Raw genomic sequence first — 26,243 nt, forward strand, 5'->3', positions numbered from 1 at the left:
TCTCAAACTGAAGTTTGGGGTCCGCTATCTACGTTATTTATCCAGCCACGTTGTTCTCTGCGGCCCGAGCATTGCGGCGGTTGTCATGAGCAATGACGCACGCGGGCCGGTATCCATTACCACATCAGGGTTGTGTTATCGCATAGCGGGCCAACCGATCCTGCAACAAATCGATTTGACCATTCCCGCCGGGTACACGCTGGCGCTATTGGGGCCTTCCGGCTGTGGAAAAAGCACCTTACTGAAGCTGCTAGCCGGATTGTTGCAGCCGGAACAGGGCAGCATTTCGTTTGGTGAGCAGAAGGTGGCCGACGCGCGCTACAACCTGCCACCGGAACAACGCAATTTGGGCATGGTGTTCCAGGATTACGCCCTGTGGCCGCATATGAGCGTGATGCAGAATGTGGCATTCCCCCTGAAAATGCGTGCTATTGAACGGTCGCAGTGTCAGCAACGGGTGCTGGCCGCACTGGATCGCGTCGGTTTAGTGGATTTGGCCGATCGACGCCCAGCCGAATTATCAGGGGGGCAGCAGCAGCGCGTCGCGCTGGCGCGGGCAATTGTCGCAGAACCGAAGGTACTGCTGTTTGACGAGCCGCTTTCAAATCTGGATCGCGACCTGCGTGAATCTTTGTCCCATGAAATGGCCTCTCTTCTACGCCAGCTGCGCACCACTGCGGTGTACGTCACTCACGATCGCAATGAAGCGGCGGTGTTGGCGAATCGCGTGGTGCATATGGCTGGCGGGCGCATTGCTGAAATTACCTCCCTCTAATGGCTTAAGGATAAATAACATGTTCTTTCAACAACGTATTTCAGGCCGTATTGCAAACACAGGAGTCGCCCTAGCTATGGCATTGTCCTTCGCCATGATGAGCAACAGCGCACAAGCGTTGACGCTATATACCGCAGGACCCGGATCGTTGGCCAAGAAACTGGCTACCGGTTATGAAAAGCAAAGTGGGGTCAAGGTTGATATTTTCCAGGCCACCACAGGAAAGGTGATGGCGCGCCTAGAAGCCGAACAGGCGAATCCGCGGGCGGATGTACTGATTTCTGCCTCCTGGGATACCGCGACGGATCTGCAACAACGGGGGTGGTTATTGGATTATCAGAGCCCTAATGCAGCGGAAGTTCCGGCGCAGTTTAAAACGCCGTCCTACGTGGCGCAGGGGATCTCGGCCCTGGGGATTGTCTGGAACAGTAACAGTGGTACGCCGGAGCCAAAAGACTGGCGCGATCTGGCGCAGCCAGCGTTTAAAGACAAGGTCACTACGCCCGATCCTGCGCTTTCTGGTGCTTCCCTTGATCTGCTGTTGGGGTTGCAACACGCCCAAGGCGAACAGGCCTGGCAACTGTTTGAAAGCTTGAAATCCAACGGTGCCATCATTGCTGGGCCGAATGCGCAAGCGCTGACACCGGTATTACAGGGTGCTAAAGCGGCAGTGTTCGGTGCGGTGGACTACGTCTCTTATAACAGCATGGCGGAAGGTGAAGCGATCAAAGTTATCTTCCCATCGAGCGGTACGGTTATTGCGCCAAGACCGATGATGATCCTGAAGTCGACTCAACATGCCGATCAGGCGCGGGCGTTTATCGACTATGTTCTGTCTCCGGAGGGGCAACGGGCGGTAGCGGATGCGTGGTTAATGCCTGCACGACAAGATATTGATGCCAAACGTCCGCTGTTTAAAACACTCACGTTGTTACCACAAGGGGACACTCCAGCGGGCTCACGTTCAGCCGTGCTCGATCGTTTCGCCACGCTTTTTGGGCAACGATAAATTGCGTGCAGGTGGAATGATGAAGCGTGCGCTGCTGCCTGGCACCACGGTGGTCGTTTTGTTGTTGTTGGTCGCCATGCCAATGTTATTTGTGCTGTTGCAAGCCGTATTTCCAGCATTAGCGCAGGGATCGTTGGCGAAGCCTTTCAGTGCTTTTCCCGCGTTATTGGCGGACTCGACGTTGTTCAGGCAACTGAGCGACACGCTGTGTGTTGGCGGAGGCGTAGCCTTGGTCAGCGCTGCACTGGGTATACTGCTTGGCGCGCTGCGGGGGCTGTTTGCATTGCCCTATGCGCGATTGTGGGATCTGCTGTTTCTGATCCCTTTTTTGCTCCCGCCTTACATTGCGGCGTTGTCATGGATGTTGGCATTGCAACCCAGTGGTTATCTGGAGCAATTACTGCCAATACGCTTAAGTGGACTGTTGTTCTCACTCCCGGGGGTGATCCTGGTGATGTCGCTGAATATCTTCCCGGTGGTGTATTTTGCCGTTTCCCGCAGCATGGCGGCAGCGGGAACCAGGCTGGCGGAAGTCGCGCGTGTGCATGGTGCCGGGCCGTGGCGTGCATTTTGGCGTATTAGCTTGCCACTGGCTGCTCCGGCTATTGCGGCCAGCGTGCTGCTGGCCTTTACGTTAGCGATAGAGGAATACGGCGTACCGGCAGCATTGGGCGCGCGAGCGGGTGTCCTGGTGCTGACGTCGGGTATCGAACAACGTCTGGCTGATTGGCCTATCGACCTGACGGGTGCGGCAATATTATCGTTGATTTTGGTCGGGTTAGCATTGAGCGCGTTTTGGTTACAACGCGCCATTGCTGGGTCGATGCAAGTAGAAACCACCACGGGAAAACCGATCACGATATCGGTACGATCGCTCGGACGCTGGCGTTGGTCGGTTGTCATGTTGTTTAGCATAGTGGCATTACTGGCGGTGGGGTTACCGTTGGCGTCAATGTTGGTTACGGCTTTTTCCGCCACGCTTTCTGGTGGGGTATCGTGGAGCAACCTTACGCTAGGGCATTTCACCCCATTGTTTGAGCCGGACAACGATGCCTTTTCAGCGTTAAGTACCAGCTTGTCACTGGCGTTAGGGGCGGCATTGCTGACCGGGGTTGTCGGTTTTCTGGCCGCATGGTTGGTGGTCGGCAAACGCGTACGCGGCGCCGTGCTGATTGATGTACTGTCATTATTGCCGGCGGCATTGCCAGGTATCGTTGTTGGAGTGGGGTTGATTCTGGCCTGGAATCGCAGTTTTTGGCCGTTGTCACCTTATAACACTTGGGGCATCTTGCTGCTTGCTTACAGCTGTGTGCTGTTGCCTTATCCGGTGCGCTATGCCAGTGCGGCACTGCGTCAGATTGGTGGCAACGTTGAGGCCGCGGCTCGTGTGCATGGCGCTTCGCCGCTGCAAGCGTTGCGATGGGTCATGTTACCTTTGGTGTTTCCCAGCCTGTTGGCGGCAGCGATGTTGGTGTTTGCCGTCTCGGTGCGGGAGTTGGTGACCTCGTTGCTGCTGTCTCCGGCTGGCGTACAGACAGTGTCTGTTTTTGTTTGGCGTCAATTTGAACAAGGCTCGGTAGGGGATGGTATGGCGATGGCGAGTGTCGCGGTGGTGCTGAGCTTAACGGTGATGTTGCTGGCCATGAGGCTGCATCAACGGCATAGCGGCTGACCGGCGGTGGTGAACTGACCCGATGACGCTGTGAAAGCGGGGCTGTGTACAACAGCCCCGTTATTGGCTAGAGCCAGCCGGATTTTTTCAGCTTCTGATACAGGAAGAAGCAGCCGACGGCGGTCACCCCGAGAATCGTGTGATAGGCCCAGGGGAACTTCAGTTCCGGCATATTGGCGAAGTTCATCCCATACAAACTGAATATTACCGTTGGAATTGCCAGAATTGCCCCCCAGCCGGCGAGCCGTTTCACGACTTCATTCTGTTTCACGGTGACGAGGGCCAGATTGACGTGCATCGCGTTGGTCAGCATTTCGCGCATGTCGTCGATGTTACTGACAACCTGGCGCGCGTGGTCCTGTACGTCACGCACATAGGCGCGCAGTTCTTTCGGGATCACCTCTTCATGCAGGCGAATAAGCTGGTTGCAGATCTCCTCCATTGGCATTGCCGCATTGCGCAGGGCCAGCAGGTGTCGCCTCAGCGTATAAACGTTCTCAATGGCAGCCTCGTCAAACTCTGACTTGAACATGTTGGCTTCGATGGCTTCGATATTTGCCTCGAACCTTGCCACGACGCTGCGGTAGTTATCCACCACAAAGTCCATCACTGAGTACAATGCAAAACCCGGCCCGCGGCACATTTGTTTATGGTTTTCTTCAGCCTTGGCACGAATTGGCGCGTAGCTGGGGGATGCACCATGGCGTACCGTGATCAGGAAATTCTTGCCCACGAAAAAGTGTGTTTCACCGTACTCGACTTCGTCTTTACCCCACTGTGCGGTTTTAACCACGATAAACAATGAATCACCGTAGGTTTCAAGTTTCGGGCGCTGGTGGGCGCACAACGCATCCTCAATAGCCAGGTCATGCAGCCCAAACTCTTCCTGCACCTTGCGCATGAAGGCGTCTTCCGGCTGCCATAAGCCGAGCCAGACAAAGGTATCCGGTTGTTTCACTACCTCACTGATGTCGTCAATGGTCACTTCACCTAGCCGTTTACCGGCTTTGTATGCCACGCAGTTCACAACCATGGTTGTGGTTTCCATCAGGTCACCTGTTATTCAGTCAATGTTTTGGTAAGAAAGTAGCATTCATGCTCTGTCGGGTAATTTTGCAGCGTCATCCGCAGTTGATAGCCGAGCTTCTCGTAGAAAGGGCGCGCCTGGAAACTGAACGTATCTAAACGGACATAACGACAGCCACGTGCAAGCGCTTCTTGCTCCGCCGCCAACAGAACTTTACGGCCCAACCCGCTACCCCGTTGCGAATCCGCCACCCACAACCAGTCAACGCTTAACCAGTTACCCCACGTTTCCGCCGTCACGCCGGCGATAACCTGGCCGGCCTCATCTTGGCTGTAGACAGCAAGCGGCTTGCGCTGAGTGGGATCAATGTACGGGCTATTGTGGGCGCGTAGCCCCTGTCTGATGGCGTCGAGGACTTCTTCGCTGAGTGAATCGGTTACGGTAATGTGCATACATCCTCCTTGTTTACCCGTTAACTTAAGCACAGTCTGGCTAAAAGACAACATATTGAAAATTAAAACAAACGTTGCAAGTGGTCTGCTGGACTACACTGAATGGACCCGTTTCTATTCAGGAGGATGCCATGCGGAGAGTCACGACGATGATGGCACTGCTGTTATTCAGCGGTTTGCTGCATGCTGCGCTGAAGGTCACGCCATTACAGGATAAATTGGAGCACCCTTGGTCGCTGGCATTTTTGCCCGGTGAGCAGGGCATGTTAATCACAGAACGACCGGGCCGCCTGCGGCTGTGGCAACAGGATAAAGGTTTGTCCGCGCCAATTACCGGTGTGCCTCAGGTGTATGCCGAAGGCCAGGGTGGGCTGCTGGAAGTGCTGTTAGCGCCTGATTTTGCCGATAGCAGACGAATCTACCTCAGCTTTGCCGAAGTGGGTGAAGACGGTAAGGCAGGGACCGCGGTGGGTTATGGGCAGTTAAGCATCGATCGCCAACGATTGGAGAACTTCACGGTGATTTTCCGCCAGCAACCTAAATTGTCGATCGGTAATCACTTTGGCGGCAAGTTGGCATTTGATCGCCAGGGCTATCTGTTTATTGCGTTGGGTGAGAATAATCAGCGGCCGACGGCACAGGATTTGGACAAGCTACAGGGCAAGGTGGTGCGGTTAACTGCCGACGGGGCTGTACCGCCAGATAATCCGTTTGTTGGTCAGGTGGGCAAACGGCCGGAAATCTGGTCCTATGGCCACCGTAATCCGCAGGGGCTGGCGTTGAATCCATGGAGCGGGGTGATGTGGGAGAGTGAACACGGCCCACGGGGTGGCGATGAGATCAATATTCCGCAGGCGGGGAAAAACTACGGCTGGCCGATAGCCACCTATGGCATCAATTACTCTGGGTTGGCTATTCCAGAGGCTAAAGGACAGAAGATCGCGGGTACTGAACAGCCCTTGCATTACTGGCGGGTGTCGCCGGGCGTCAGCGGCATGGCATTCTACGACTCACCTCGTTTCCCTGCCTGGCAGCATTCGCTGTTCATGGGTGCGCTGGCTCAGAAAGCCCTGATCAGGCTGACGCTACAGGGGAACAACGTGATCGCTGAAGAAAGGTTGCTGGAAGATCGCGGCGAGCGCATTCGTGAGGTGCGGGTTGGGCCTGACGGCGACCTTTACCTGCTAACCGATTCGAGCGACGGCAAGTTGTTGCGGGTCGGGCTGTAGGCGTAATGATGGCGCCCTGCAGTTGCAGGGCGGGGGAAACTCAGGTTAACTCGCTCATGACACCGCGCTGATAGGCCGGGCGTTCTGTGAGTTGCTGATACCAGCGCTCCATGTTTGGACGAGATTGTCGCTTAATCGGCATGGAGAACCAGGCGTAAGCAAAGCTACCCAGCGGGATGTCGCCGATGCCGAAGGACTCACCGGAAAGGTAAGGCTGGCGACCAAGGGTTTCTTCCACAATGTCGAAATGCTTTTCCAATGTGGCGATTGCCGCTTCTATCTTCGCCATGTCACGCAGTTCCGCCTTGGTGCGAACCATTCCCCAGAACACAACGCTAAAGTGGCTGACAATGGTGGCTGTGGTCCAGTCCATCCATTTTTCTGCACTGGCGCGCGCTTGCAGATCCTGCGGGTAAAAAGGTTCATTGCCAAACTTCGCTGCCAGATAGCGAACGATAGTGTTGGATTCCCACAGCACGAAGTCATCGTCCTGCAGCAGCGGCACCAGGCCATTCGGGTTCAATGAACGGTAGAGTTCATCGTTTACCTTACCGAATGCGCCGCCGGCATTGATATGGCTGTAATTCAGCTCCAGCTCTGCGGCGCACCACAGCACTTTCCTGACGTTATTTGAATTTTCACGACCCCAAATGGTCAGCATAGAACGCCTCTTTTACGTGGGTTAATCAACCTAAGTAGTTATTCGTACGCCACAATTCAGCGTTTGTCACACCAGAAGGCATTTTTTGCCAGCGTGGTCGACACATTCAGCGCTCCCAGCGACAAACTTCCCAGCCATGCTCCAGCGCCAGTGCGTTGAGCTCACTGTCCGGGTTGATCACCGTAGCACTGTCGACATATTGCAACATGGCTTTGTCGTTAAGTGAGTCGCTGTAACCGTGGCTGTGCTCAAAGATCAATTCCGGGTGTTCTGCCAGCCACTGTTTCAAACGGGTCACTTTGCCCTGTTGGTAAGTCATGGTGCCGTAGGTGTTGCCGGTGAAGCGGTCGTCTTGCACTTCGACACCAATCGCCAGTGCGCCATCAGCACCGAGCTGTGCGGCAATCGGTGCCACCAGATGTTCACCGGTGGCGGAAATGACCAGAATGCAGTCACCGCGTTCACGGTGCCACAACATCCGTTCACGGGCTGCTGGATAGACGCGAGGCAGAATATCGCGACGGATATAACGCTGTACCCAACCGGCTACCGTTTGGGTACTCAGGCCGGTCAGTGGTGCCAGGGTGGCTTGCATGTAGTCTTCCATGGATAGCTTTCCCTGGTAATAGAGCTGCATGAGCTGCTGTTCCTGCTGTTCCAGTTCTGCCGGCGCAAACCCCTCGGCGACCAGCCAGCGGATCCACAGGCTGGCGCTGTCATCATCAATCAGGGTTTCGTCCAGGTCGAATAAGGCTAAATCCATCAGTATTTCTCCGGCAGGCAGGGAGGGAAAGAGGTGTATACAGAATAGCGGATACCGTTGGCCGCCAGCCAGTGGCGACAATGAAATTGCGCAGAGCATAAGAAACATTGATGACGGTTTTGCGACACTTTGTTGAACGTTTGCATAACTTAGAACGCAACAATATTGGCTCGCATCTTTGGCCGGGTGGTAACTATAGGGTAATGCACTGGCCATCCAGGAGTTAAAGATGCTGATAATTCGCCTTTATACCGGCCCGATCTTTGTCGGGAACGATGATGAGGAACAAGATAATGATACGACCACCACTGACGTTGAAGACGCTGCCGCTGCTGGATCTTTCGCAGCTTGACGGTGATGCGCGTCAGCGGCAGGCATTTCTTGACAATCTGCGTGTTGCGGCACGCGACGTAGGTTTTTTTTATCTGCGTGGGCATGGCATTGATAGCGCGCTAAATGTGCAGCTGCAACAGCGTGCCAGGCAGTTTTTTGCCTTGCCGGACGCCGACAAATTGGCGGTTCAGATGGTGCGTTCGCCGCACTTTCGCGGCTATAACCGCGCTGCGGACGAACTGACGCGGGGGCAACCGGATTGGCGTGAACAGTTCGACATCGGTGCGGAGCGTCCTGCGCTGGAATTGGCGTATGAAACGCCGCGTTGGGCGCGTTTACAAGGGCCGAATCAATGGCCTGAAGCCTTGCCTGAACTGAAGCCGTTACTGTTGCAATGGCAGCAGGTGATGACGGTAATGTCGCTGCGATTATTGCGCGCCTTCGCGTTAGCCCTGTCGTTACCGGAGCACGCATTTGATTCGCTTTACGGCGACAAACCCAATGAACATATCAAATTGATACGGTATCCGGGGCGTGAGGCCACCACCAGCGGGCAGGGAGTCGGTGCCCATAAGGACTCTGGCTTTTTGAGTTTTTTACTGCAGGACCGGCAGAAAGGCCTGCAGGTTGAAATTGAAGAAGGGCGCTGGGTGGACGCGGAACCGCGTGAAGACACCTTTGTGGTCAACATCGGCGAACTGTTGGAGCTGGCGACCAATGGTTATCTACGCGCCACGGTACATCGCGTGGAAACGCCGCCGGCGGGGAGCGATCGTCTGTCGATCGCTTTCTTCCTGGGGGCGCGACTTGACGCTGTGGTGCCACTGTATCAACTGCCTGCGCATCTGGCCGCCGAGGCACGCGGCCCGGTCAGCGATCCGCATAATCCGCTATTGCGCGATGTGGGGTTTAACTACCTGAAGGGACGAATTCGCTCTCACCCCGATGTAGCGCAGCGCTATTATCAGGACGTTGTAACCTAGTAGTCGGTGGGCCACATGCTGCGCCCAACGGATTAAAGGGGGGCGAACAGGTGTTCGCCCCCCTATGACGTGTATGGAACGGAGATTACTCGGCCAGAGCCTGTTTCAGGTCGGCAATCAGATCTTCCGCATCTTCAATCCCTACCGACAGGCGCAACAACTGCGGGGTGATGCCCGTTTTCAGCCGCTGTTCCAACGGAATCGACGCGTGGGTCATGCTGAATGGTTGACTGATCAGGCTTTCCACGCCGCCCAGGCTTTCTGCCAGCGTGAACAGATGTGAGCGTTTGATCACCCGGCGCGCATAGGCGTCGTCGCCTTTCAACCGTACTGAAATCATGCCGCCAAAGCTGTTCATCTGCTTTGTCGCCAGTGCGTGCTGCGGGTGGCTCGGCAGACCCGGATAGTAAACGTCTTCTACCTGGGGCTGGCTTTCCAGCCACTGGGCGATGCGTAAGGCGCTATTGCTGTGGCGCTCCATGCGCAGTGCCAGCGTACGGATGCCGCGCAACGTCAGGAAACTGCTGAACGGATCGAGAATACCGCCCACCGCGTTTTGCAGGAATCCGAGCTGTTCGGCCAGCTCAGGATTGTTCCCCACTGCAGCGACCCCGGCTACCACATCGGAGTGGCCGTTGAGGTATTTGGTGGCGGAATGCACGACGACATCAAAGCCAAGATCCAGCGGACGCTGAATGTAAGGTGAGGCAAAGGTGTTGTCCGCCACGCTGATCAAACCGTGTTTTTTAGCGATCGTGGCGATGGCGCTCAGATCGGCCAGCTTCAGCAGAGGGTTAGTCGGCGTTTCTACCCAGATCATTTTGGTATCCGGTTCGATTGCCTGCTCCAACGCGGAAAGATCCGCCGGGGAAACATAGGTGACGCGCAGGCCGGCTGTCCGGCTACGCACCTTCTCCAGTAAGCGGTAGGTACCGCCATATAAGTCGTCAACCGCCACCAAATGGCTACCCTGATCGAGCAATTCCAACACCGTCGAGCAGGCTGCCAGGCCAGAAGCAAAGGCATAACCGCGGCTGCCGCCTTCCAGTTCAGCAATGGCGTTCTCCAATGCGGTACGCGTTGGGTTGGCGCTGCGTGAATATTCATAACCTGTATGCTCGCCCGGTGCAGGCTGGGCATAGGTGGACGTGGCATAAATGGCAGGCATTACTGCACCGGTAGCGTCCGGCGTGTAGCCGGCATGAACGGTCAACGTATCAAACTTGGCCATACAATCATCCTTATTAACGTAATTTTTGGCGCCAGGCGTTAAGTACGTCTGTGCGGGTAATCAAACCGAGGAAGCGCTCACCATCAAGCACCACAGCCACGTGCCCGTGATTGAACGTGGCGAGTAAATCCTGATAACTGGCTTCTTTTTGCAGCGTCTTGACGGAATGAGTCATGGCGCGGGTGGCGGGGAGGCTAAAGTGGTTGGCATCCGCCTGTACGGTATTAAGCAGGTCCCATTCGTCGATGAGACCCACAACGCGATCGCCTTCCAGCACGGGTAACTGTGAGATGTCATACAGACGCATACGGGCATGAACGATCGCCAGAGTGTCTTCGGGGGCTACCGATACCGCAGCCCCTTCGTCATGACGATAGGCGATCAGGTCGCGCAGATCGCCATGCTGTGGTTTGCTTAACAGACCTTGTTCCAGCATCCAATGGTCGTTATACATTTTAGACAGGTATTTATTACCGCTGTCGCAGACGAACGTGACCACGCGTTTGGGTTCGGTTTGCGCCTGGCAATAGCGCAATGCGGCTGCCAGCAGCGTGCCGGTGGATGAACCCGCCAGTACACCCTCTTTGCGTAGCAGGTCGCGTGCTGTAGTAAATGCCTCGGCGTCTCCGATACGGTAGGCGTTACGTACTTGATTGAAGTCGCTGAGTGGCGGGACGAAATCTTCGCCGATGCCTTCAACCAGCCAACTGCCCGCCTCACCGATCTGGCCGTTATCGAGATAGTCCGCCAGGATTGAACCTGCCGGGTCGGCTAACACAAATTCGGTTTGCGGCGATACCTCGGCGAAATAGTGGCTCAGCCCACCCAGCGTGCCGCCGGAACCGACACCGACGACGATGGCATCGACCTGGTGGTCCATCTGCTGCCAAAGCTCCGGTGCGGTGGTATGGGTATGAGCCGCCGGATTGGCTGGGTTATTAAACTGATCGATATAGAACGCCCCGGGGATCTCGCTCGCCAGACGTTTTGCGTAATCCTGATAGTAAGCCGGATGGCCTTTACCTACATCGGAGCGGGTTAACACGACGTCCACACCCAGTGCACGCAGATGGAAAATCTTTTCCCGGCTCATTTTGTCCGGCACAACCAACACCAGCTTATACCCCTTCAGTGCTGCCACCAGGGCCAGCCCCAAACCTGTATTTCCCGCAGTGGCTTCAATGATGGTGCCGCTGGGTTGTAGGCTTCCATCACGTTCTGCCTGTTCGATCATTGATAAGGCAACGCGGTCTTTGATTGAGCCACCTGGGTTTTGGTTCTCCAGCTTGATGAAAAGCCGACAGGGGCCGGTATCGAACTGGGTCAGTTCCAACATTGGGGTGTTGCCGATCATGTCGATGACGGAGTGGGGTATTGCCATGGGATCTCCAGAATAATTCGGTTTAATGGCCGTTATTTGGATGATAGCGCTGCAAATAAGCGTATTAAAAAGAACAAATAACCCCTCAATATGCATTTTTGGAATATATTAATTCAATTTGGCCGTGTGGAGGCATAGATGTGCAGCGGTGCAGATGTTCAGCCGTGTAGCCGTGGGTTGTTTAAAAAAACGGCGTGCAGCAGGCTTTTCATCCAATTTACGCGTAACAGCGTACAGTTATGTAAAAATGCTGAAAATTCACGCTAAACCCTGCAAAAATAAGATGAATCTAATAAACTCACAGCAAGGGCATTTTTGGTGCGCCGTTCACCCGTCATGGGGCCGCAGGGAGTCTGCGGTTGGCAAACGCGTGCCGGGCTACTCTCGCTGGTTGGCTGAAAACGTGAATATGTTTGAAAGTTAACGCTATTTCAATGATTTGAATGGACACTCTGGCGACGTCATGATGAAAAGAAACTTATCCACCACCCTGAAGAAATTAACGTTTAGCGTCAGCATACTGTTGTTGGCGGCTCCTGTTGTACAGGCGGCCGACGCGCCGGCTGCCCCGCAGATTGATGCCAAGGCCTATGTGCTGATGGATTACAACAGCGGCAAAATCCTGACGGAGGGTAACGCCGATACCCGCTTGGATCCCGCCAGTCTGACCAAGATCATGTCCAGCTATGTGATCGGGCAGGCGATCAAGGCCGGCAAGATCAAGCCGGAAGATATGGTGACCGTAGGCAAAGACGCATGGGCAACCGGTAACCCGGCACTGCGTGGGTCTTCACTGATGTTTATTAAACCGGGCGATCAGGTACCGGTGATGGAGCTGAACAAGGGCATTGTCATTCAGTCGGGTAACGACGCCAGTATTGCGTTGGCCGATTATGTCGCAGGCAGTCAGGATTCGTTTGTTGGGTTGATGAACAACTACGCCAAATCTCTGGGCCTGCAGAATACCCATTTCCTGACGGTACATGGCCTGGATGCGGAAGGTCAGTACAGCACAGCACGCGATATGGCATTGCTGAGCCAGGCGCTGATCCGCGATGTGCCTGATGAGTACGCGCTGCATAAAGAAAAAGAATTCACCTTCAACAAGATCCGCCAGATTAACCGCAACCGCCTGTTGTGGAGCTCCAATCTGAACGTGGATGGCATCAAAACCGGTTATACCGGTGGTGCCGGGCATAACCTGGTTGCATCGGCCACTGACGGCCCTATGCGTCTGATCTCGGTAGTGCTGGGCGCACCGAGCGATCGTATCCGCTTTAGCGAAAGTGAAAAATTGCTGACCTGGGGCTTCCGCTTCTACGAAACCGCCACGCCGATCAAAACCGACAAACCCTTTGTTACTCAGAAAGTGTGGTTTGGCGACGTCAATGAAGTACCGTTGGGCGTAGCGAAAGATGCAGCCGTGACTATCCCGAAAGGGCAAATGAAAAACCTGAAGGCCAGTTACAAACTGAATCAGGCGACGCTGGAAGCGCCATTGGCGAAAAATCAGGTCGTCGGCACCATTGATTTCCAGCTCGACGGCAAAACCATTGAGCAATACCCGCTGGTGGCGATGCAGGAAGTGAAAGAAGGTAACTTCTTCAGCCGTATCTGGGACATGGTGATGATGAAGCTGACCCAGTGGTTCGGCAGCGTATTCGGTTAACCATAAAAGGGCGCAATGATAAATTGCGCCCTTATTTTTTTATCAGTTACAGGCGACCACCTTGATCGCCAATCCGCCCTGCGACGTCTCGCGGTATTTGGCGTTCATGTCTTTACCCGTCTCATACATGGTCTCTATGACCTTATCCAGGCACACCCGCGGCTCACTGGTGCGACGTAGCGCCATACGTGCGGCATTGACCGCTTTCACCGCGGAAATCGCGTTACGTTCGATACAAGGCACCTGAACCTGACCGGCCAGTGGGTCACACGTCAACCCCAGGTGGTGCTCCATGGCGATCTCCGCCGCGATGCAAACCTGTGCCGGGCTACCGCCCATCAATTCTGCCAATCCCGCAGCCGCCATTGAGCAGGCAACGCCCACTTCCCCCTGGCAGCCCACTTCGGCCCCGGAAATAGACGCGTTCATTTTGTACAACGCGCCGATCACACCGGATGTCAGGAAGTAACGGCTGTAGGAATTTGGATTAACCGGGCGAATAAATTGGTCGTAATAGGCCAGCACCGCCGGGATGATGCCACAGGCACCGTTGGTCGGGGCCGTCACCACGCGGCCACCGGCGGCGTTTTCTTCGTTGACGGCAAAGGCGAACATATTGATCCAATCAACCACGTTCATCGGATCGATATTGTTTTTGTCGCCGGTGACCAGCATGCGGCGCAAAGCGGCGGCGCGGCGCTGGACCTTCATCGGGCCAGGCAATAGGCCTTCGGTGTTCATGCCACGTTCGATACCGTCGCGCATCACCTGCCAGACGTCGGCGAAGTGCGCGTCAATCTCGGCCTTGCTGTGCAATGCCAATTCGTTTTGCATCACCAGGCCGGACAGCGACAGGCCGGCGTCTTTGCAGTGTTGTTGCAAGTCTCGTGCGGAGGCGAACGGGAAGGGCACCTGTACCGGGTTTGCCGCGGCCAGGCCGAAATGCTCTTCATCGACGATAAACCCCCCGCCGGTCGAGTAATAGGTTTTGCTGTGAAGCAACTGCTCATTGGCGAACGCGCGGATACGCATGCCGTTTTCATGCAGCGGTAAATTATCACTGTGGAAGTTCATGCTGGTTTGCAGCGGGAAATCCACTTCGTGATGGCCATTGGCCAGCAACAGGCGACCGCGTTGCCCAACGTCGTGGATAAAACCGGCAATACTGTCGATATCCACGTCGTGCGGCAAGTTGCCCGCCAGTCCCATGATGATGGCAATATCTGTGTGATGACCTTTACCGGTCAGAGATAACGAACCATAGACGTCGACCACTACACGGGTGGTATCCATCAACTGCTGGCTGGCAATCAACTCATCGGTGAACAGCTTGCCGGCTTTCATCGGGCCGACGGTGTGGGAGCTGGATGGACCAATACCAATTTTGAAAATATCGAAAACGCTGACCATGGTTTCGCCTCCTTCTTCAGGTGTTAGGCGTTAGTACAGGAAAGGGGGCCGTGCAGAGAAGCCGGCGCAGGGAGCGCCGGCTGGTCTTGATTAGAGGCTGTACAGGATTGCGGAGATGGCGATCAGGCCCATCACAACGACGAACACGTTGCTGATGTGGCCGCTGTACTTGCGCATGGCAGGTACTTTACGGATAGCGTACATCGGCATCAGGAACAGCAGCATGGCGATGATTGGACCACCCAGGTTCTCGATCATGCCGAGAATGCTTGGGTTCAGGGTCGCAACAATCCAGGTGGTCACCAGCATAAAAATAGCGGTGATACGGTTCAGCTTGTTGGTGCTGATGGTTTTGCCGCGGCTCTTCATCGATTTGGCAATCAGGCCGTTAAAGCCTTCACGTGCGCCCAGGTAGTGACCCAGGAACGACTTGGTGATCGCGATAAAGGCGATAACCGGCGCGATGTAGGCAATCATCGGGTTGTTAAAGTGGTTGGCCAGGTAGGACAGAATGGAGATGTTCTGTGCCTTGGCTTCGGCCAGGTTTTCCGGTGACAGGCTCAGCACGCAGCTGAACACGAAGAACATTACGGTCAACACCATCATGATGTGAGCGAAGCCCAGAATGCGGGAGCATTTTTTCTCAGCCTCTTCCTGGCCGTATTCTTCACGTTTGGCCACCGCAAAAGCGGAGATGATAGGCGAATGGTTGAAGGAGAACACCATAACCGGGATCGCCAACCACAGGGTGATAATCAGGCCGTGCCCCATGCCGGTGCCTGCGCCGGACAAAGAGACGTTGTCGAAGATGGCGGTGGTCCAGTTAGGGATCAGGTACAGAGCCAGCAACATCAGCACGCCAACAAACGGGAATACCAGGATGCTCATGGTCTTCACGATAGCTTGCTCACCGAAACGCACGATAGTCATCAGGCCAACGATCAGGATCAGTGACAGGATAGCGCGCGGTGGCGAAGTCATTCCCAATTGGTGAGTAATGAAGCTGTCGACGGTGTTGGTGATGGCGACGCTATAAACCAACAGGATTGGGTAGATAGCGAAGAAGTAGAGCAGGGTAATGAGTTTACCTGCGCCAATACCAAAGTGCTCTTCAACGACTTCGGTGATGTCTTCACCGGCATTTTTGCCAGAGAGAACGAAACGGCACAGGCCACGGTGGGCGAAGAAGGTCATCGGGAAAGCGATGATGGCCATGATGATCAGGGGAATCAGCCCACCGATACCGGCGTTGATTGGCAGGAACAATACGCCCGCGCCGATCGCGGTGCCGTACAGGCCCAACATCCACATGGTGTCGGTTTTACGCCAGGTACTGGTAGAGCCAGAAGCCGCAGAGGCAATGGTGCCGGTCTGTGTAGTGTCCATAAATATCTCCGAAGTGAACACGATAATTTAAAATTAAAGGCAAAACTTAAGGTTAAGACCGAATGACGCAATATGAGATCGCGGCATCGGTAAGAATCAGGTGCTGCTTGCGGGGATAGCTGGCCTCCCCCTGGTTGTTTATTATGCTAATTACCCTGGGCACGTATGCCGGATAACTAATCAAAGGATATTTAGCCTGTTGAAGGCATCCTATCGGTACCGCTGCCGGGAGGTCATTGCCTGCCGATTTTCGTTGGCGGCAAGATAACGATTTACAGTAGAAACAACCGTGATCATGCTCTCAAATGCGTAATGTGTGCGGCTAACTGCTTTTTTATTGGTTTTTCATGCATATGTTGCGCGCTTGTGTAAGGTTTCATGCTGAGAACGCTCTCATAAATCTTTCAGGGTTTATCGGGTATCGCTAATCTGTAACCAGATAAAACACTGCCGTTGTCAGCAAGCCGAGCAATATATTTTAAGCGTGGGTTTGGATCTAGCTAAAAACCCGGATTAAGCGGTTTTAGTGACGTAGATCACATTAATATTCTAAGTGGAATTTCAATTAACGCATTGTTATATAATGATTAATTTTCAATATCCAGCTAATAACGCAGGTAAACTAATTGATCGATTAACGGGGCGAAATGCTTAACCATTCATCATATAAATAAAATAACTTGGTTATATTTAAAGCGACAAGGTTACGAAATTGTTGATATTTATCTTGTAGAAGTTATCGCTATTTATCATATAAAAGGGTTGTTAGACGTAGAGAGAAAGTATTATCACTTCAGATTCTTCCCTGTTAGAGGAATAAGTCTGACAAACTGTTGCAATTTATTAACCTGACATTGGGTGCGGATAAAGAAATTAGCGAATCAGTTGCACGTTATTTGTTCGTCTTTGAAGGATGATGAAGAGCAGAATGAAGCCTACCGTCGGCAAATACCGACGGTGAAGTGCAGATTAAAAACGAATGGCTATCGCATTTTCGGTGAAAAATTCCGCAAACTGTGGGTCAGGTTGGCGATCGGTGATCACGCGGTCGAAATGGGTCAGTGGACCGATACAGGCAGGTTTGGTTTTGCCGAATTTGCTGTGATCCGCCACCAGGATCTTTTGTTGCGACATCTTAAGGGCCCGGTGCTTCATTTCTAACTCATCAAAGTTAAAACAGGTTGCGCCATGCTGCAGGCTCAGGCCGGCGGCGGAAATGAAGGCGATATTAGGGCAGATATGATCCAGCTCGTTGTGGCGGCCAACAGCCGTGAAAATGTAGTTGTTCGGTCGGAATTCACCACCGCACAAGATCACTTTACAGTTGGGTTTGTCCTGCAAGGCCAGGAAGGTGTTGAGCGAGTGGCACACTGCGGTAAAGACCAATTCATCAGCGATGGCATCTATGATCGCCGGGGTGGTGGTGCCGCAATCGAAGAATACCGTGTCATTTTCGCCGATCAGCGCTGCAGCGAGCAAACCGATACGGCGTTTTTCGGTGACTTGCTTGGCTTTTTGATCGGATACAAAGTAGTTGGTCACGCCGTTACTGCGTGGATCTGCCACCACATAACCACCCAGTAATACCACGGCAGCGGGTTCCGCGCTGAGATCGCGGCGGATGGTCATTTCAGAAACGCCCAACAGCACGGCGGCTTCTTTTAAATGGATCTTGTCAGAGCGCTTTAACGCTTGCACTAACCGGTTGATACGTTCTTCGCGCCGTGTTTCCATTTGTCTGTCTTCCCGCAGGGTTAAGAGCCAATATAGTAGGCCGTGTCCCATCATTGCCCGCAACGCGAAGGCGTTGACCCTTTGAAGGCACGTTTACGTTTCGAGCGGCTTTATGTTTCACGCGTTACTCTACGATCAGTGCCCACATGCAGTGACGGGGTACAGCCTCGGTTTTCTCTAGGGCCAAACACACAAATGCGGGGTAATAAGTGGCCAGCTATTGGCTGGACATATTACCCCGCATCAGATTATCACGGCGCGCGCCCGATATTGGGGCGCCTCAGGTTATCAGTAGCTGCCTGCGGCAGCCTGATCACCGGAAACGATTGCTACGCCAGAGCTGGTGCCGATACGAGTAGCGCCTGCTTTAATCATCTTCTCGGCGGTTGCGCGATCGCGCACGGCGCCGGATGCTTTAACACCCATCTCACTGCCTACTGTGGCACGCATCAATTTGACATGCTCTTCACGAGCACCACCGGTGCTGAAGCCAGTAGAGGTTTTAACGAAAGCCACATCGAGTTCGCGACACATTTCACAAACCTGAACGATCTGTTCATCGCTGAGCAGGCAGGTTTCCAATATTACCTTCAACGGGATCGCCGCGCAAACCTCGCGCACTGCGGCGATGTCAGCTTTGACTTCTTCCAGCAGGCCGCTTTTCAACCAACCCACGTTGATCACCATGTCAATTTCTTGCGCGCCAGCGGCAATAGCCGCTTTGGCTTCGAAGGCTTTGGCTACGGTCAGGCCGGCACCCAGAGGGAAGCCAATGACAGAGCAAATTTTCACTTGGCTTTCTTGCAGCAGATGTGCAGCCAACGGCACATAGCCTGAGTTTACGCAGACGGCGTAGAAATTGTGCTGTTGTGCTTCTTCACACAATTTGGCGATTTGCGCTTCAGTGGCATCCATTGCCAGCAGGGTATGGTCGACGTAACGGGCGTAATCGATGTTTTCGGTAGTCATCTTGATTCCTTATTGACGTTTAAACAAAGCATGATGTGAGTAATGTTATAATAGTAACATTGTAATGCCGTTAAACATAGTGGTGTTTTAAAAATGAAGCACAGATCATCGTTTTTAGGCTGTTTGGTGTGTAACATACGGAGTGTTTAATGTTACTTAAATAACATTCAATGCTGAGAACAGGGTTACCCACGTGAAAAACCAGGGGGAAAGAATGAATATAATGATAAATCTGGCGCCAGAGCAGTTTAGGGCACAACCGGATGAGATTTTCCGCAATACGGATTTTGTTGTTACAGCGTTCAGCACCGAAGAAACAGGGGAAGTGCTGATGCTGGCAAACAGCCGTGGTGTGTTAAGCGTGCTTCCTTTCCGTGATCTGACGATTTGGGATGCCGATTTTGATGGCTACTCATTAAAGTCAGGTCGCCGTAGCACCAGATTTGTCAGGAGAAAACTGGAGGGCCGTTCTGCTTTTCATTCACCCTGGCCGTATCAGGAAGGTTCAGTAGTAAGTAAACAGAAGGTGTGGCTGCAGATAGACGGCAAGACTCTGTCCCTTTATGCGTCGGGAGAACCCGCAGATCAGCGATATCGGCTGCGCCCGGCCGTGCGGTTGGCGGCTGACAGCGCACAGTTCACCCTTGAAATGCATATCACCAACCTTGCGGATGAACCCTTGCCGATCCGTTACGTATGCCAGCTTAACTATGGCTGTATTCCTACTGCGATTTTTCGGCAGAATTTGCCAGTGCTGGCCCTGGCACCACCGGGCCATATTGCTGAACAAGGGGTCTTGTGTTCAGACGATCTGTCACTGTATGTCGATCAGGCCGAGTTCTTTATGTTGGCTTCAAAAGGCCGGCGTTATGTCACGCGCTTTTCCACAGCGCAGTTCAACTATGGTTTACGCCCTGTAACGCAACAGGGGAGTCTTCACGCATTCAGGTTTATTCAACCTGCGACGTGCTGCCCGCACGGAGAGAGTCAATTGCCGGGGATGATGTTAGCCGTGGGAAAAACGCGAGAGTTTTGTGTGACGACCGGGGTGGTGTGATAGCAGGGGCTACGTTGCCCCTGCCGGAATGCGCAAGGGCTTATTCTTTCACCCAGCCCTTACGGATAGGGAAGGCAAACAGGAAACGGTACAGGCGTGCCAGTTTGGTGGCGATGATGTCACCAAACAGGTTCCATACCAGCTGGGCAAACAAGCAACCGACCAGGCCAAGCAGGAAGCCGCCTACCATGTCCAGCGGCCAGTGCACGCCAAGATAAACCCGGGACCAGGCAATACCCCCTGCGACGATCAGCAACAAAATACCTGACCAGACCCGATGCCAGAACAAGAAGGCCAGGGCGAAGGTAAAGATAGCGGTTCCGTGATCGCTGGGGAATGAACTGTCCGGGGCATGCGCCAGGAAGGTGTAGCCGACACCTGCAACAAAGGGTCGTTCATGTGGCAGCAGCATGCCGATAGTGGCGGCGGCAAGCATGGCAAATAACAGAGCTATCGTCGTTTTTGCAACCACTTCACGCTGTGATACCAGCTGGCTCTGCGGCCCCCACAGCCATAACCCGATGATCAGCGCTGGCACGATAATGATCAGATCGCGCGCCAAAAAGGTGGCAACATCAATTAACCACTCGGGGGACGCCGGGGTCGCATTGATCCAGGCGAAAAGTAGATGATTCAACTGCTCCATAATATTTACCTCGTCTTGCGGCGGATAAAACCGCTTACCGTCCAATAAACAGCCAATTGGCTGAACCAAACCCACCAACCTGCCCATAGGTTATGGGTAAGAAAATGTGCACCGCGCATCACCTGACCAAAACCCATCAGCATGCCGAGCGTAATACCGCCAAACCAGCACCAGTAAGCCAGGCGCGGGCGTTGTGGATAAAACAGGAAAAACAGTGCCATTACGGCAAAGCCACTGGAGGCGTGACCACCGGGGAAGCAGCGTCCCGGTCCAGGTTCTGCAGGTACCGTGCCGAAGAGTGGGAAGGACATTGCTTTGCCACCGTACTCGATCAAATCCCACGGGCAGGAATGCGCGCTGGTGGCTTTCAGGATCCCAACGACCAATGGCCCTATACCGATCAACACCATAGTGACGATCATGCGCGGGTTACGGCGGTAGATTCCCCAAAATAGCGCCAATACTGCACCGGTAATGACACTGATTTTCAGCAAGCGGTGGTTAATCAAATCCAGCCAGTGATTGTTCTGCCAAGGGAAATGCCCACTGGCAGGATCGTACCAGTCATTGCTGATTGCCCAGTCAAGTTGTTCGTTGCGTGAAAGCCACAGGAACAACAAACCACTGACGATCAATCCCAAAACCTGCCAACGGTAAAAGGATGCTGGCAGTGAGTAAAGGGCGTTAGTCTTAATTTGGGATGTTGTTGAGGATTGATTTAATGAAGGTTTTGGGTTCACACGCTGACTCAGTGACATCAATAGATAGTCGTACTGTAATAATTCTGTCTTAAGAAAACCTTAAATGCAGCAGAGAGTTGGCGTCAGAAAGCGGTAGGCGAGAGCACCGCTTTCGGCTAAGGTAATCGTTTGCTTTTTTATTGGGATGATGTGGTGATGACAAGAAAAATAAATCTTGCGCTGTTGGTTGCGTGTAACACGTTTTTTTCACCGTTGGCTATGGCGCAGCAGAGCGTTGCTGCTGCGCCTATTGTCGTGCAGGGCGCAATGCCAGTGGAGGCGGAGCGTTTTGCCCAGCGTCTGGACAACCCGCGTGAAGAGCAGATTGGCGGCTGGCGTTTTTGGCAGGGTACGGTAGACGGCTATCCTGTGGTGGTGTCGGAAACCCTGAAAGGCATGTCTAATGCCGCGGCGGCTACAGCGATTGCAGCGACTCATTTTCATCCGGTGGCGATCATCAATCAGGGGACCGCGGGGGGGCACGACCCGGCACTGAAGGTGTATGACATTGTGTTGGGCAAGTATTCGGTTAGCCTGGGTGCGTTTAAGACCCCGAAGAAAGCGGCCGGCGAAGGCAGCGACTCACGACAGTGGCAGCCGATGGATCTGTTGGCGTCAAAAGGCAGTGCGGGTGAAGATAAAAATGCCCACACGATCCGTCAATTCCCGGCAGATGGCAAACTGTTGGCTGTTGCTGAGGGAGTTAAAGACAGCTATACCCAAGGCAAGGTGGTTGAAGGCGTGATTGGCTCCGCCGATGTGTGGAACAGCGAGCTGGACCGCATCAGTTTTTTCCACGCCAATTATCATACCTCGGTTGAAGAGATGGAAACGGCCTCCGCCGCACAGATTGCTGCCGCCTTTAACATTCCGTTTATTGGTATTCGCGTACTGTCGAACAATATCACTAATCAGGGTAAATACGACCCGCAGACGGGCCTTGCGTGCCAGGATTATGTCTATCAGGTCGTTAAGGCTTATATAGCCAAAAACGCACCTCAATAATGATTTATCCCAGACAATGGTCACTGATGGGTTTTTGTCACTGACCATTGCACATTGTAAAGAATATTAAACTACTGGCGGGCTTGTCGGTAGTGTATTAGTTTATGAGCGGTGAGTTTAATAAATTGTAGGGATAAAACATGAACAAGGTATCTGTCGTATTTTCCGGCCTGCTGATGGCCGTTTCTGCCAGCGCCATTGCTGCCACCTCTCCCGAAGACACCGATATCAGCAAACAGCCGCTCGAGAAGGTCGCGCCATATCCGAAGGCTGAGAAAGGCATGAACCGTCAGGTCATTTACCTGCCGAAGCAGGAACATGAAGAAAATTTCAAAGTGGAACTGCTGATCGGAAAAACGCTGGAAGTGGACTGTAACCACCACATGATCGGCGGCACGCTGGAAAGCAAAACGCTTTCTGGTTGGGGCTACGACTACCTGGTATTGGAAAAACTGTCTGAGCCAGCGTCAACCATGATGGGTTGCCCAGATAACACCAAACAGCAGAAATTTATCGCCGCCAACCTTGGTGACGCTGCCATGCAACGCTACAACAGCCGCTTGCCAATCGTGGTCTACGTGCCGAAAGATGTGGAAGTGAAATACCGCGTATGGAAAGCGGAAGACACCGTGAGCAAAGCAGAGCAGAAGTAATATCGATACGAGCTAATCATTAGCTCGGCTAAGTAATTTCCAGAAAAAGGCCCGTCTTGGGAGTGCATTGTGCCGTTGGCAATGGCCCCCCTGGCGGGCTTTTTTTTTGCTTATCGCACCCTGGTGCGAAGCCATAGAAAACGGCAGTAAAAGCCTGTAGTTTGGTGTCGATAAAAAAGGCAGGAGTCTACCGTAAGGCACAGAAAAACACGGTTAGCTTTATGCCTACTTACAACAGTAACATCCACCTGACTGGGCAAACATGACAAAATTAATTGAATTTAACGCCATCGTTGAAGCAGCAGAACGTTTATCTGGGAAGGTTATTCGGACGCCAGCCATACCCGGTTCGAAACTGGCCGAAAAAGTCCAAAGGCCAGTTTTTCTGAAACTGGAAAACACCCAGCTTGGTGGTTCTTTTAAGGCGCGGGGGGTGCTAAATAAGTTTTTGAAGCTGGCAGACAATTTCGAAAATAACCGGTTTGTTGCCGTGAGTGGCGGTAATTTTGGTATCGCAATAGCCGAGGCAGCGAAAATTTTTGCCGCTGACGTTACTATCATTATGCCGCCAAGCGCCCCCGCAACGGCTATCGACAGGATTCGTGAGCTGGGCAGCGTCGTCATTATAGAAACCGATGTTCAGGCTGCGTTTGAGCGGGCTAAAGCATTGGCCAATGAAGGATATGTCGTCATCGATGATTGTAACGATTCGTTGATAGCTGAAGGGCATGGAACGCTCGCGCTTGAATTTATTGCCGATTGTCCTGAGTTGACCGATGTTTTTATTGCCGTTGGTGGTGGCGGCATGCTGGCGGGAGCGGCCACGGTATTGAAAGCGATTAAGCCCGATATCCGAATTTGGGGTGTTGAAACGTCCGGCGCCAGTTCAATGCATCAGGCACTTCGCGCGGGTAAGCCTGTTAACGTTGAGATTACGTCGATTATTTCTACTCTCGGTGTACCCGTCATTGACGAAATGATGCTTGCCCATGCTCACGCTTATGTTGAGGACATCATTGTGGTATCGGATAAGGCCGCCGTGGAAGGTATGGTTGCGTTTGGCGAAGAGGCGAAGTTATGGGTTGAACTGGCATCTGGAACGCTCATACCTGCCGCTATGTCAATTGCCCCCACGCTGCCCGATAATGCCGTGATTGGGCTTGTCGTATGCGGTGGAAATATATCCCATCAAGATATGAGTAAATGGGTGAGCTACTCGCAAAGTCTCTGATTGATCGCATAAGCGTTTGGGCGATTATTTCAGCCGGTGATTCTCTACAGGCAACAAAAAACCCGATAGTCTTGAACCTAAAAAGGCGGGACTAACGGGCTCCACAAAATGGGGACATCAAAGAAAAGCAGTGGCACTAATTCAGACTACCCCCGGAAAGGAAAGTTCTCACCGGGGATAAAAATTTCAAAATATTTTTGCCACTGATTCATCTTCGTTGCTTATCAGTTAGCCGAAGATCCCCGGCCACAACACCACGATCAGCGAGCCTGCAAGGGTTAACAATACGTTAGCGATAGCGTAGGTCCCTGCATAGCCCAGTGCCGGGATATTGCTGCGCGCGGTGTCGCTGATGATTTCCATTGCCGGTGCGCAGGTACGGGCACCCATAATCGCACCGAACAGCAGGGCGCGGTTCATGCGCAGTACATAGGCACCGAACAGGAAACAGATCACCACGGGCACCAAACTGACGATGAGCCCTGCGATCAGCATCTGGCCACCGACCGCGCCCAGGCTATGGCCGATACCCGCGCCGGCGCTCAGGCCTACGCCGGCCATAAACACCATCAGGCCAAACTCTTTCACCATGTTCAGCGCACCCTGTGGGATATAACCAAAGGTTGGGTGGTTGGCTCGCAGGAACCCGAGCATGATGCCGGACATCAGCAGGCCGGCAGCATTGCCGATGCCGAACGAGAAGTTGCTGAACTGAATGGTAATCTGGCCAATCAAGAGACCAATGATAAAGAACGCGCAGAATGCCAAAAGGTCGGTCACCTGGCTGTGGATGGAGATAAAGCCAATCTTCTCCGCCACGCTTTTCACCCGGCGTGCGTCGCCGCTGACTTGCAGCACGTCACCTTTATTGAGCACGATGCTGTCATCAATAGGCATTTCAATCTGGCTGCGGATCACGCGGTTAAGGAAGCAGCCGTGATCGGTCAGTTTCAACTGGCTCAGGCGCTTATTTACCGCATTGCTGTTCTTGACCACGATCTCTTCGGTGACGATACGCATGTCCAGCAAATCCCGGTCGAAGACCTCTTTGCCGTTGCGGAAGCTAGGATCCAGCCGTGCATGTGCGTCAGGATAGCCGACCAGCGAAATCTCATCGCCGACTTGAAGCACGGCGTCGCCATCGGGGTTAGCCAAAATGCCGTTACGGCGAATACGTTCGATATAGCAACCGGTCTGGCGATAGATACCCAGCTCGCGCAGGTTTTTGCCATCCGCCCAGGCGACCAATTCCGGCCCAACGCGGTAAGCGCGGATGACCGGCAGGTACACCTTACGTTGGCTGTCCGTGTCCAGGCCGCGTTCACGGGCAATCTGCTGAGCGGAGGTGGAGAGGTCTTGATGTTGTAGCTTGGGCAGGTAACGCGCGCCGAAAATCAGGCTGACCAGACCAATCAGGTAGGTCAGGGCGTAACCGAGGCTCAGATGATCTTGCGCCGCCAGAAGTGCCGGGCCGTTGGTAATGGTATTGCGTAGCGTATCGCCCGCGCCCACCAGTACCGGGGTTGAGGTCATAGAACCGGCTAACATACCGGCGGTCAGGCCAATATCCCAATGGAACAGTTTGCCAAGACCAATGGCGATCACCATTGCGGAACCGACCATCACCAGTGCCAACATCAGGTAATTTTTGCCGTCACGGAAAAAAATTGAGAAAAAGTTCGGCCCGGCTTCCACGCCAACACAGAAAATAAACAGCATAAAGCCGAGGTTGAGTGCTTCTGTGTTAATGGCGAAGTGTTGTTGCCCAAGCAGTAACGAAACCACTAAAACGCCAATGGAATTACCGAGTTGAACGGAGCCCAAACGGACTTTACCGAGGCACAGCCCCAGTGCGAGTACCACGAACAGTAACAGGATGTAGTTACCGTTTAACAAACTAGCGACGTTTATGTTCACGTAGGATAACTTATTGTTTACCAGTAAGTGCTTGATATAAATAACTATAAGATATAAATTCAGTCAAAAAGCGACGTCATAAATAACTAACCAGCGGAAGGCGATTCGAACCATCGATCGGCGGCGTTTATTCTAGTCGCAATGGCGCGTGACAGCCAGCATAAAGCTGACTTCCTGCGCCGCCGTACGCATTTAACCCTCTTTAAGCCAAGGAAAAAGTTCAGTTCAGCGTTGCCGGTTTACGGCAAGGCGTCACGGGTTTTGTGGCACTGTTGATTTTTACGGCGTGGTAACGAGGTTAAACGGGAGG

At 53.4% G+C, this 26,243-nt stretch carries 23 protein-coding genes; 10 read left to right on the forward strand and 13 right to left on the reverse strand.

Translation table 11 applies throughout. The annotated features are described in order from the left end of the window. The first annotated feature begins 85 nt into the window (after positions 1–85). Genes JOE25_RS01725 through JOE25_RS01735 form a run of 3 tightly spaced genes read left to right on the forward strand, consistent with a single transcriptional unit; the run spans position 86 to position 3,456 of the window. On the forward strand, positions 86–775 hold the full coding sequence (locus tag JOE25_RS01725) for an ABC transporter ATP-binding protein (RefSeq protein ID WP_209632489.1): 690 nt from the start codon (positions 86–88) through the stop codon (positions 773–775). A gap of 19 nt (positions 776–794) precedes the next feature. Next, on the forward strand, positions 795–1,784 hold the full coding sequence (locus JOE25_RS01730; protein WP_209632490.1) for an ABC transporter substrate-binding protein: 990 nt from the start codon (positions 795–797) through the stop codon (positions 1,782–1,784). A gap of 19 nt (positions 1,785–1,803) precedes the next feature. After that, on the forward strand, positions 1,804–3,456 hold the full coding sequence (locus JOE25_RS01735) for an iron ABC transporter permease (RefSeq protein ID WP_245209736.1): 1,653 nt from the start codon (positions 1,804–1,806) through the stop codon (positions 3,454–3,456). 67 nt (positions 3,457–3,523) lie between these two features. On the opposite strand, the gene corA is transcribed toward JOE25_RS01735, so the two are convergent. Continuing rightward, entirely contained in the window at positions 3,524–4,504 is a 981-nt protein-coding gene (gene corA, locus JOE25_RS01740; RefSeq protein WP_209632492.1) for a magnesium/cobalt transporter CorA, read from the reverse strand. An 11-nt stretch (positions 4,505–4,515) separates the two neighbouring features. Then, complete coding sequence (locus tag JOE25_RS01745) at positions 4,516–4,935, reverse strand: GNAT family N-acetyltransferase (RefSeq protein WP_209632493.1); 420 nt, start codon at positions 4,933–4,935, stop codon at positions 4,516–4,518. A gap of 131 nt (positions 4,936–5,066) precedes the next feature. On the opposite strand from JOE25_RS01745, the gene JOE25_RS01750 reads away from it, so the two are divergent. Further along, the gene (locus JOE25_RS01750) at positions 5,067–6,164 is read left to right on the forward strand and encodes a PQQ-dependent sugar dehydrogenase (protein ID WP_209632494.1); all 1,098 of its coding nucleotides are present in this window, start codon (positions 5,067–5,069) and stop codon (positions 6,162–6,164) included. A 40-nt stretch (positions 6,165–6,204) separates the two neighbouring features. On the opposite strand, the gene JOE25_RS01755 is transcribed toward JOE25_RS01750, so the two are convergent. Together JOE25_RS01755 and JOE25_RS01760 are read right to left on the reverse strand one after the other, a co-directional pair. Next, positions 6,205–6,825 (reverse strand): glutathione S-transferase, encoded by a 621-nt coding sequence (locus JOE25_RS01755; RefSeq protein WP_209632495.1) that lies wholly within the window; start codon positions 6,823–6,825, stop codon positions 6,205–6,207. A 106-nt stretch (positions 6,826–6,931) separates the two neighbouring features. After that, complete coding sequence (locus JOE25_RS01760) at positions 6,932–7,588, reverse strand: HAD family hydrolase (protein WP_209632496.1); 657 nt, start codon at positions 7,586–7,588, stop codon at positions 6,932–6,934. Positions 7,589–7,881: 293 nt separating this feature from the next. Here JOE25_RS01760 and JOE25_RS01765 point away from each other — a divergent pair, with 293 nt between their 5' ends. Next, positions 7,882–8,904, forward strand: coding sequence for an isopenicillin N synthase family oxygenase (locus JOE25_RS01765; RefSeq protein WP_209632497.1), 1,023 nt, complete (start codon positions 7,882–7,884; stop codon positions 8,902–8,904). Between the two features lie 85 nt (positions 8,905–8,989). On the opposite strand, the gene JOE25_RS01770 is transcribed toward JOE25_RS01765, so the two are convergent. Together JOE25_RS01770 and JOE25_RS01775 are read right to left on the reverse strand one after the other, a co-directional pair. Continuing rightward, the gene (locus tag JOE25_RS01770) at positions 8,990–10,135 is read right to left on the reverse strand and encodes a PLP-dependent aspartate aminotransferase family protein (RefSeq protein WP_209632498.1); all 1,146 of its coding nucleotides are present in this window, start codon (positions 10,133–10,135) and stop codon (positions 8,990–8,992) included. A gap of 13 nt (positions 10,136–10,148) precedes the next feature. Further along, positions 10,149–11,516, reverse strand: a complete 1,368-nt coding sequence (locus tag JOE25_RS01775; protein WP_209632499.1) for a cystathionine beta-synthase — start codon at positions 11,514–11,516, stop codon at positions 10,149–10,151. 463 nt (positions 11,517–11,979) lie between these two features. Between JOE25_RS01775 and JOE25_RS01780 the strand changes: the two genes are divergently transcribed. Next, the gene (locus tag JOE25_RS01780) at positions 11,980–13,185 is read left to right on the forward strand and encodes a serine hydrolase (protein WP_209632500.1); all 1,206 of its coding nucleotides are present in this window, start codon (positions 11,980–11,982) and stop codon (positions 13,183–13,185) included. A gap of 42 nt (positions 13,186–13,227) precedes the next feature. On the opposite strand, the gene JOE25_RS01785 is transcribed toward JOE25_RS01780, so the two are convergent. From JOE25_RS01785 to deoC, 4 genes are all read right to left on the reverse strand, one after another. Next, positions 13,228–14,595, reverse strand: coding sequence for an L-serine ammonia-lyase (locus JOE25_RS01785; RefSeq protein ID WP_209632501.1), 1,368 nt, complete (start codon positions 14,593–14,595; stop codon positions 13,228–13,230). Positions 14,596–14,685: 90 nt separating this feature from the next. Next, positions 14,686–15,981 (reverse strand): HAAAP family serine/threonine permease, encoded by a 1,296-nt coding sequence (locus tag JOE25_RS01790; RefSeq protein WP_209632502.1) that lies wholly within the window; start codon positions 15,979–15,981, stop codon positions 14,686–14,688. Between the two features lie 969 nt (positions 15,982–16,950). Beyond that, the gene (gene deoR / locus JOE25_RS01795) at positions 16,951–17,715 is read right to left on the reverse strand and encodes a DNA-binding transcriptional repressor DeoR (RefSeq protein ID WP_209632503.1); all 765 of its coding nucleotides are present in this window, start codon (positions 17,713–17,715) and stop codon (positions 16,951–16,953) included. A 288-nt stretch (positions 17,716–18,003) separates the two neighbouring features. Continuing rightward, positions 18,004–18,684: a deoxyribose-phosphate aldolase gene (gene deoC / locus JOE25_RS01800; RefSeq protein WP_209632504.1), complete on the reverse strand. Its 681-nt coding sequence runs from the start codon at positions 18,682–18,684 to the stop codon at positions 18,004–18,006. A 223-nt stretch (positions 18,685–18,907) separates the two neighbouring features. Between deoC and JOE25_RS01805 the strand changes: the two genes are divergently transcribed. Further along, positions 18,908–19,741, forward strand: coding sequence for a hypothetical protein (locus JOE25_RS01805; protein ID WP_209634147.1), 834 nt, complete (start codon positions 18,908–18,910; stop codon positions 19,739–19,741). 40 nt (positions 19,742–19,781) lie between these two features. Here JOE25_RS01805 and ybjG read toward each other — a convergent pair whose 3' ends face one another. Both ybjG and JOE25_RS01815 read right to left on the reverse strand, forming a co-directional pair. Next, positions 19,782–20,387, reverse strand: a complete 606-nt coding sequence (ybjG, locus tag JOE25_RS01810) for an undecaprenyl-diphosphate phosphatase (protein ID WP_209632505.1) — start codon at positions 20,385–20,387, stop codon at positions 19,782–19,784. A 5-nt stretch (positions 20,388–20,392) separates the two neighbouring features. After that, the gene (locus JOE25_RS01815; protein WP_209632506.1) at positions 20,393–21,127 is read right to left on the reverse strand and encodes a phosphatase PAP2 family protein; all 735 of its coding nucleotides are present in this window, start codon (positions 21,125–21,127) and stop codon (positions 20,393–20,395) included. Positions 21,128–21,283: 156 nt separating this feature from the next. Between JOE25_RS01815 and JOE25_RS01820 the strand changes: the two genes are divergently transcribed. From JOE25_RS01820 to JOE25_RS01830, 3 genes are all read left to right on the forward strand, one after another. Further along, the gene (locus JOE25_RS01820) at positions 21,284–22,132 is read left to right on the forward strand and encodes a 5'-methylthioadenosine/S-adenosylhomocysteine nucleosidase (RefSeq protein ID WP_209632507.1); all 849 of its coding nucleotides are present in this window, start codon (positions 21,284–21,286) and stop codon (positions 22,130–22,132) included. Between the two features lie 140 nt (positions 22,133–22,272). After that, positions 22,273–22,785, forward strand: coding sequence for a serine protease inhibitor ecotin (gene eco, locus JOE25_RS01825; protein WP_209632508.1), 513 nt, complete (start codon positions 22,273–22,275; stop codon positions 22,783–22,785). Positions 22,786–23,047: 262 nt separating this feature from the next. After that, the gene (locus JOE25_RS01830) at positions 23,048–24,016 is read left to right on the forward strand and encodes a pyridoxal-phosphate dependent enzyme (protein ID WP_209632509.1); all 969 of its coding nucleotides are present in this window, start codon (positions 23,048–23,050) and stop codon (positions 24,014–24,016) included. Between the two features lie 228 nt (positions 24,017–24,244). Here the strand turns inward: JOE25_RS01830 and JOE25_RS01835 are convergent, their stop codons facing one another. Beyond that, positions 24,245–25,933 (reverse strand): aspartate:alanine antiporter, encoded by a 1,689-nt coding sequence (locus tag JOE25_RS01835; RefSeq protein WP_209632510.1) that lies wholly within the window; start codon positions 25,931–25,933, stop codon positions 24,245–24,247. Positions 25,934–26,243 lie beyond the last annotated feature (310 nt).

It is taken from the genome of Serratia sp. PL17, from assembly GCF_017832355.1.
Lineage (GTDB): Bacteria > Pseudomonadota > Gammaproteobacteria > Enterobacterales > Enterobacteriaceae > Serratia.